The organism is Nitrincola sp. (genome assembly GCF_048264025.1).
Taxonomy (GTDB): domain Bacteria; phylum Pseudomonadota; class Gammaproteobacteria; order Pseudomonadales; family Balneatricaceae; genus Nitrincola.
Map to the genome: position 1 here is coordinate 1 of NZ_JBLXDN010000072.1, position 6,287 is coordinate 6,287.

At 49.1% G+C, this 6,287-nt stretch carries 6 protein-coding genes; 2 read left to right on the forward strand and 4 right to left on the reverse strand.

Annotated features, from left to right (window positions below; all coding sequences use genetic code 11):
• Nucleotides 1–227: 227 nt before the first annotated feature.
• From ACN0R1_RS20890 to ectA, 4 genes are read right to left on the reverse strand one after another with little or no spacing between them, the layout of a single operon-like run.
• Nucleotides 228–1,655 (reverse strand): aspartate kinase, encoded by a 1,428-nt coding sequence (locus ACN0R1_RS20890; protein WP_417586091.1) that lies wholly within the window; start codon nucleotides 1,653–1,655, stop codon nucleotides 228–230.
• 23 nt (nucleotides 1,656–1,678) lie between these two features.
• Complete coding sequence (locus tag ACN0R1_RS20895) at nucleotides 1,679–2,065, reverse strand: ectoine synthase (protein WP_151054341.1); 387 nt, start codon at nucleotides 2,063–2,065, stop codon at nucleotides 1,679–1,681.
• A 24-nt stretch (nucleotides 2,066–2,089) separates the two neighbouring features.
• A complete protein-coding gene (ectB, locus tag ACN0R1_RS20900) occupies nucleotides 2,090–3,364 on the reverse strand; it encodes a diaminobutyrate--2-oxoglutarate transaminase (RefSeq protein ID WP_417586092.1) in 1,275 nt (424 codons plus the stop codon).
• 47 nt (nucleotides 3,365–3,411) lie between these two features.
• Complete coding sequence (ectA, locus tag ACN0R1_RS20905; RefSeq protein WP_417586093.1) at nucleotides 3,412–3,921, reverse strand: diaminobutyrate acetyltransferase; 510 nt, start codon at nucleotides 3,919–3,921, stop codon at nucleotides 3,412–3,414.
• A 260-nt stretch (nucleotides 3,922–4,181) separates the two neighbouring features.
• Here ectA and ACN0R1_RS20910 point away from each other — a divergent pair, with 260 nt between their 5' ends.
• Nucleotides 4,182–4,652 (forward strand): MarR family winged helix-turn-helix transcriptional regulator, encoded by a 471-nt coding sequence (locus ACN0R1_RS20910; RefSeq protein WP_417586094.1) that lies wholly within the window; start codon nucleotides 4,182–4,184, stop codon nucleotides 4,650–4,652.
• A gap of 472 nt (nucleotides 4,653–5,124) precedes the next feature.
• Complete coding sequence (gene hisC, locus ACN0R1_RS20915) at nucleotides 5,125–6,168, forward strand: histidinol-phosphate transaminase (RefSeq protein WP_417586095.1); 1,044 nt, start codon at nucleotides 5,125–5,127, stop codon at nucleotides 6,166–6,168.
• Nucleotides 6,169–6,287 lie beyond the last annotated feature (119 nt).

The following is a 6,287-nucleotide window of genomic DNA, read 5'->3' on the forward strand; positions in this document are numbered from 1 at the left end:
ATATAAGCGTGCAACACATCTGCTCGAGTCAAAAATAGCTTGCAACACGGGCGGGTCCATATAAGCCCGGTCTCCGGACGAAGTTTTTGATCTGTGGGAGCCCGGTCTCCGGGCGAAGATTTTGATCGCTCGCGGAGCGAGCTCCTACAAGCGGTGGTGGTGCCTTGTGGGAGCCCGGTCTCCGGGCGAAGATTTTGATCGCTCGCGGAGCGAGCTCCTACAGGCGATTAAGCCGCGCAAATCACGTCGCCGTGGTCTTCCTGCTCAATCAAGGCGTGGTGGAGGGCTTTTACGGCATTTTCGTAATCGCTTTCATTCACTACACACTGCATTTCAACCTGACGCATCGACTGGTGCAATGCCTGAATACTGATATTGGCTGACGCTAATGCGGAAACTGTTCGTGCCAGTATGCCGGACACTTTCAGATCTGAACCTATCGCCGAAACAATCGCCACTTTGGTTAAATCGACTTCTGCCCCCTTGTAGGCTTCACCGATCAGGCGCACCGCACGATTGACCATTTTGCGTGTACCTGAGACATAATAGGTGATGCTGTTGGCATCCGAGTCGCGATTGACAATATACAGCTTCAACTGATGCAGCAACCTGGCCAGTTCGATATCGTAATTACTGTCACCGAGCATATCCTGATCGAAAATTTCAATCGCAAAAACATTGCGACGACCCGCTATGATTTCGACACAAGGCTTGGCACTGCAGTAGTCATTACTGATAACCGTACCGGAATGATCAGGCTCAAATGCATTTTTAATCCGCAATTGAATGCCTTTCTGACGCAAGCCCTTGGCTGCTTTCGGATGGATCGCTTCCATACCAAGGTTGGATAGCTGATCGGCCACGTCATAGTTGGTTCGCCCGATAGTGACGATATTGTCCAGCCCTACCACGGCCGGATCCGCACTGCTCAGGTGATATTCCTTATGAATAACCGCTTCATGCGCCCCAGTCAGGGTAGCAATTTTACTAAAGGTCATTTCACTGTAACCGCGGTCAAAGGTGCGCATAACCCCTTCGCTGCAGTGCGCATAGCCTGTGGCAATAGGCAGTTGCGAGCTTAGATCTATGTCTTTGAAATGATGCAGTATCATCTCGTCAAAGCTCAGCGGATGTTCCTGATGCCAACCAGACAGGTCCACAAAACACGCATTGATACCAGCATTGTTCAGCGCCAGCACCGAGTTAAACGCGCTGTGCGATTCACCCAGAGATGCCAGCATTTCGCGAACCCTTAATAGATGGTCCTCAAGCTGAAAGTGACCCAGAGTACAAAGCTGCTGCAAATTTTCCATGCAGCTGGCCGCATCCTCGATTCGTTCAAGAATGAAGGTGTCAGCCTTGATCAAGTCATCTCCTGAAAACAGCTCGGCATTCTTGGTCAACATGGCCGTGCGGACCTGATCCAGCGTTGCCTGCCAGGCGGTTTCATTTTCAGCTTCGGCAAACCGTGCATAAACACCCGGCTCGCCTGTCTTCTTGTGTTCCAGCAATAGATTGGTAATACCACCGTAAGCTGAAACCACGAAGATTCTATTATAAAGTGCCGCGCCCTTACGCTTACCAATCAAGATGGTATCCATAAGTTCGCTGAAGCGGCTCATTGAAGTGCCGCCAATTTTTTCAACTGTGTGCATTGTGACTCCTGTCCGGATCGTTTTTACTCGCTCAGCGGGTAAACGCCGTTTTCATCATGGACCTCTTTACCGCTGAGGGGCGGGTTAAACACGCAGGCCATGACCATATCTTCTGATGTAGCACGCAACAGGTGCTCATCATGCTTATCCAGGATGTAAAGCGTACCTGGTTCAATCGGATACACCTTGCCATCGGCCAGGGTTTCCACTTCACCGTAACCGCTCATGCAGTACACGGACTCCAGGTGGTTCTGATACCAGATATGTGTTTCTGTGCCTTTAAAGATGGTGGTGATATGGAAAGAGAATCCCATTTTGTCATCTTTCAGCAGCATTCTGACGCTTTTCCAGGTTTCTGCTGTAACGCAACGTTCTGACGCTTCGCATTCTTTCAATGTACGTACTATCACAATGTATTCCTTACTCTCTGATGATTAAGATGCTTTGCTGTTTTGTTCAGCCAGTGCCTGCGCAAATGATTCATCCAACACACGCAGACCAAACTCTATCTGCTTATCGGTGATGATCAATGGCACCAGACATTTCACTACCTGTGAGTGTGCACCACTGGTTTCAATGATCAGACCTTTTTCAAAGGCGATGCTGGTGACACGGTCAGCCAGCTCTCCATTTGGACACTCAATACCACTCATCAGGCCACGGCCTTTCAGAATCATACTACCTTTGCCATGTTTATTAATCAGAGATCCCAGGCCAGCACGCAGTTTTTCAGCTTTGCGACGCACTTCAGCGGCGAAGGTGTCATCCTTCCAGAAGGTTTTGAACGCTGTGGCAGCCGTGACGAAGGCATGGTTATTACCACGAAAGGTACCGTTGTGCTCACCGGGAGTCCACTGATCCAGCTCATCGCGGAAAATAGTCAGTGCAAAGGGCAAACCGTAACCACTGAGTGACTTGGACAGGGTAATAATATCCGGCTTGATACCGACTTTTTCAAAACTGAAGAAGTAGCCTGAGCGACCGCAACCAGATTGTATATCATCGACAATCAGCAGCATGTCATGCTTGCGGCAAACTTTTTCCAGGTTACGCAACCACTCAAAAGAAGCGGCATTCAAACCACCCTCGCCCTGAATGGTTTCAACAATCACAGCCGCTGGGTGATCAACACCACTGCTCGGGTCAGACAGGACTTTATCCAGGTATTCAGTGGTATCGACACCCTCACCCAGATAGCCATCGAACGGCATGCGGGTTACGTCAGACAGGCTTGAACCCATACCACCACGGTGGTGCTCGTTACCGGTACAGGCCAGCGCACCGCCGGATACGCCATGGAAACCATTGGTGAAGGATACGATTTCGCTGCGTCCGGTCACTTTACGTGCCAGTTTCAGTGCCGCTTCGACGGCATTGGTGCCGGTCGGACCGGTAAACTGGACACGGAATTTATCCATGCCACGCGGCTTTAGAATGATTTCATGGAAGGTATCCAGGAATTCCCGCTTGGCGGTTGAGTACATATCCAGGCCATGGGTAATCCCATCGGCCAGTACGTATTCCACCAGCGCTTTTTGCAGTTCTGGATGGTTATGCCCATAGTTCAGTGTACCGGCACCTGCCAGAAAATCGATATATTCTTTACCGTCTTCGGTGAACAGTGACGCACCTTTGGCTTTGTTAAATACCACTGGAAATGAACGTGAATAGGTACGCACATCTGATTCAACCTGCTCAAAAATCTTCATTGTTTCTCCTTACCATTAATAGGATTCTACGTTTGGGTAACCGGCTCTTAAGCCTGCGGCTTACCCATCGGACCGCCACGCCATAACACTTCATCATCGTGCTGACCGGCAAAATGTTCTTTACGACTGAAGAGCACTGTTTTTTCCAGTGCTGCATTAAGGTCGCTGTATACCCGGCTGAACAAGGCTTCTGATGCCGCATTACCGGGTGTAATCGTTGTTTCAATGTACCGAATAGACTGCTCTGCCCTGCAGCGCTCAATCAACGCCGTTAACATCCGTTGTGCCAGTTTCTGGCCACGACAGGTCGGGTCGACAGCTACTTGCCAGACAAACAGTGCATCTGGTCGTGAAGGCGGAATATAGCCGGAAATAAATCCAACCAAGGCGCCATCAGCATCCTCGACGGCAATAGACGTATCTGCAAAATGTGTACATTGGAGTAAGTTGCAGTAAGTGGAGTTAGTGTCCAACGGCGGACAACGACTGATTAATGCATTCAGTGGCTGACCATCTGTTGCTACAGGTTTTCTAAAGTACTTCGTGTCGCTTTCCATAGTGTCCTTTATATTTAGCTTTACTATGGATCTATTATAAAACACATCGACAGATTGTTTCAACCCCAGCACCTAGATAGCATAACTAAGGTATTAAACGGCACTATTGGCGCTTTTTTGCATCCAAACCTCAAATAATATATCGTATTGCATTACAATATAATTACCGAGGGGTGATTCCTATCAATTTGCATTACCTTTATGAAAGCGATACAAAGAGCGGCTTTTATGACAGTAACCCTAAAGAGCTGGAAACACTTATGCAGAAAAGTCAGGACGTATTGGTACTGCTACGCCAGATTATCCGCGCCACTGAACTTCACGATAAACAGTTAAGCCGCGCCACTGGCCTGACAATGCCGCAACTTATGTCAATGCAAACACTGCGTATGCAGGGCCCGATGACGGTTGGTGCTTTGGCGAAAGAGATGAACCTGACTCAAGCGACGGTTACCAGTATTCTTGACCGACTGGAAAAGAAGCAATTGGTCACCCGGGTTCGCAGCCAGGAAGACAAGCGCAAAGTGTTGGTTTACCCCACCGATGAGGCGTTGGTATTATTGGAGTCTGCACCGGCAACCCTGCAGGACAGATTGGTACAGGAATTTGAATTGATGCGTGAGTGGGAACAGTCGATGGTGATTTCATCGTTAGAGCGCATTGCCACCATGCTCGGAGCGCACACTATTGACGCGGCTCCTATGCTGGATGTTGGTGCTTTGGATCGGTAGCTGGCCAGTGTAATCAGTGCTTAATTTCAACCCGAAGCTGAACGACAACGTCCACCGATATACCAGCGATCTCAGCGATTGTCTGATCATCCATGTCAGTTCGCATGATCAGGTTACGCGCTGTATCGCGCTCTTCCTCTCAAACCTACCGCGTCCATTGGTTTCCTGAACGGTGCCTGAGGGTGGAATATCATCTTCTTCTGCTTGCTTCCATTCGACCTGATCCCAAGCTAGATAGGCAAGCAGAACAAGTTCGAAACGTAACAGAAACCGAAGCAAGGGCCCACGGAAGAACCAACAAACCTTGAAAATCGGTTTCTCATGTTAAATGAGATGGTTAAGTCTATTGAATAAAACAAGCTTGTTAAACACGCTGTTGGGCGGCCCAAGCTATTACCCTGAACAGATTTGATCTGTTAAACTGAGTGACTCATTACCTTCCAAGCTTAGTTTATCTGGGGCAATATTTGTCATGAGTAAATTCTGGAGCCCGGCCATTCGCTCCCTGGTACCTTATACGCCGGGTGAGCAGCCTAAAGTGCTCGATCTGATCAAGCTGAATACCAATGAAAATCCCTACCCGCCGGCACCTGGCGTGACGCAAGTGCTGCGCGATTTTCCAACAGACAGGTTGCGCCTGTATCCTGACCCTGATTCCAGCAAGCTGAAAACGGCACTGGCTGAATATCATGGCCTGGATAATTCACAGATTTTTCTCGGCAATGGCTCTGATGAAGTATTGGCGTTAGCCTTTATGGCCTTTTTTCGCCACAACAAGCCTCTGCTGATGCCAGAGACCACCTATAGCTTCTATGAAGTTTATTGCGACCTTCTACAGATTGAACCCGAAAAAATTCCGCTGGACAGTGAGTTTCGGATCAACCTGGATGATTATAATCGGGAAAATGGCGGGATCATTTTTGCCAATCCCAATGCACCGACAGGGATCGCACTGCCTATCAACCGTATTGAACAGTTATTGCAGCGCCACCCGGATAGCCTGGTACTGGTCGATGAAGCCTATGTGGACTTTGGTGCAGAAACCGCCATCGGCCTGATTTCGCGCTACCCTAACCTGCTGGTAACACACACCTTTTCCAAGGCGCGTTCACTGGCTGGCATGCGTATCGGTGCTGCGTTTGGACATCCGGATCTCATCGCCGGACTGGAGCGGGTTAAGAACAGCTTTAACTCTTATCCGCTGGATATGCTGGCCGTTGAAACGGCAACAGCTTCGATTGCCGATGATGATTATTTTAAAGATGTCTGCCAAAGGATTATGCATACCCGCGAACACACTACGGCCGCATTGACTGGCAAGGGATTTAAAGTATTGCCATCGGCAACTAACTTTATTTTTGTTACTCATCCGGAACGGGATGCATTAGAGATGATGCAAGCCTTGAGAGCTGAGAAAATTTTGGTGCGTCATTTTACCCGACCGGGCATTAATCAGTTTTTGCGCATCAGCATAGGTACGGATGCTGAAATGGCTCAATTGATTGAAAAGTTGTAAATCGGGGTTTATTCGCCCGCGGAGCGGGCTCCCACAGCGATCTTTCGCCCGGAGACCGGGCTTATATGGACCCGCCCGTGTTGCAAGCTATTTTTGACTCGAGCAGATGTGTTGCACGC

Coding starts and splice junctions, on each gene's coding strand:
- hisC (WP_417586095.1), top strand. CDS start 5,125: ATGAGTAAATTCTGGAGCCCGGCCATTCGCTCCCTGGTACCTTATACG.
- ectA (WP_417586093.1), bottom strand. CDS start 3,921: ATGGAAAGCGACACGAAGTACTTTAGAAAACCTGTAGCAACAGATGGT.
- ACN0R1_RS20910 (WP_417586094.1), top strand. CDS start 4,182: ATGCAGAAAAGTCAGGACGTATTGGTACTGCTACGCCAGATTATCCGC.
- ectB (WP_417586092.1), bottom strand. CDS start 3,364: ATGAAGATTTTTGAGCAGGTTGAATCAGATGTGCGTACCTATTCACGT.
- ACN0R1_RS20890 (WP_417586091.1), bottom strand. CDS start 1,655: ATGCACACAGTTGAAAAAATTGGCGGCACTTCAATGAGCCGCTTCAGC.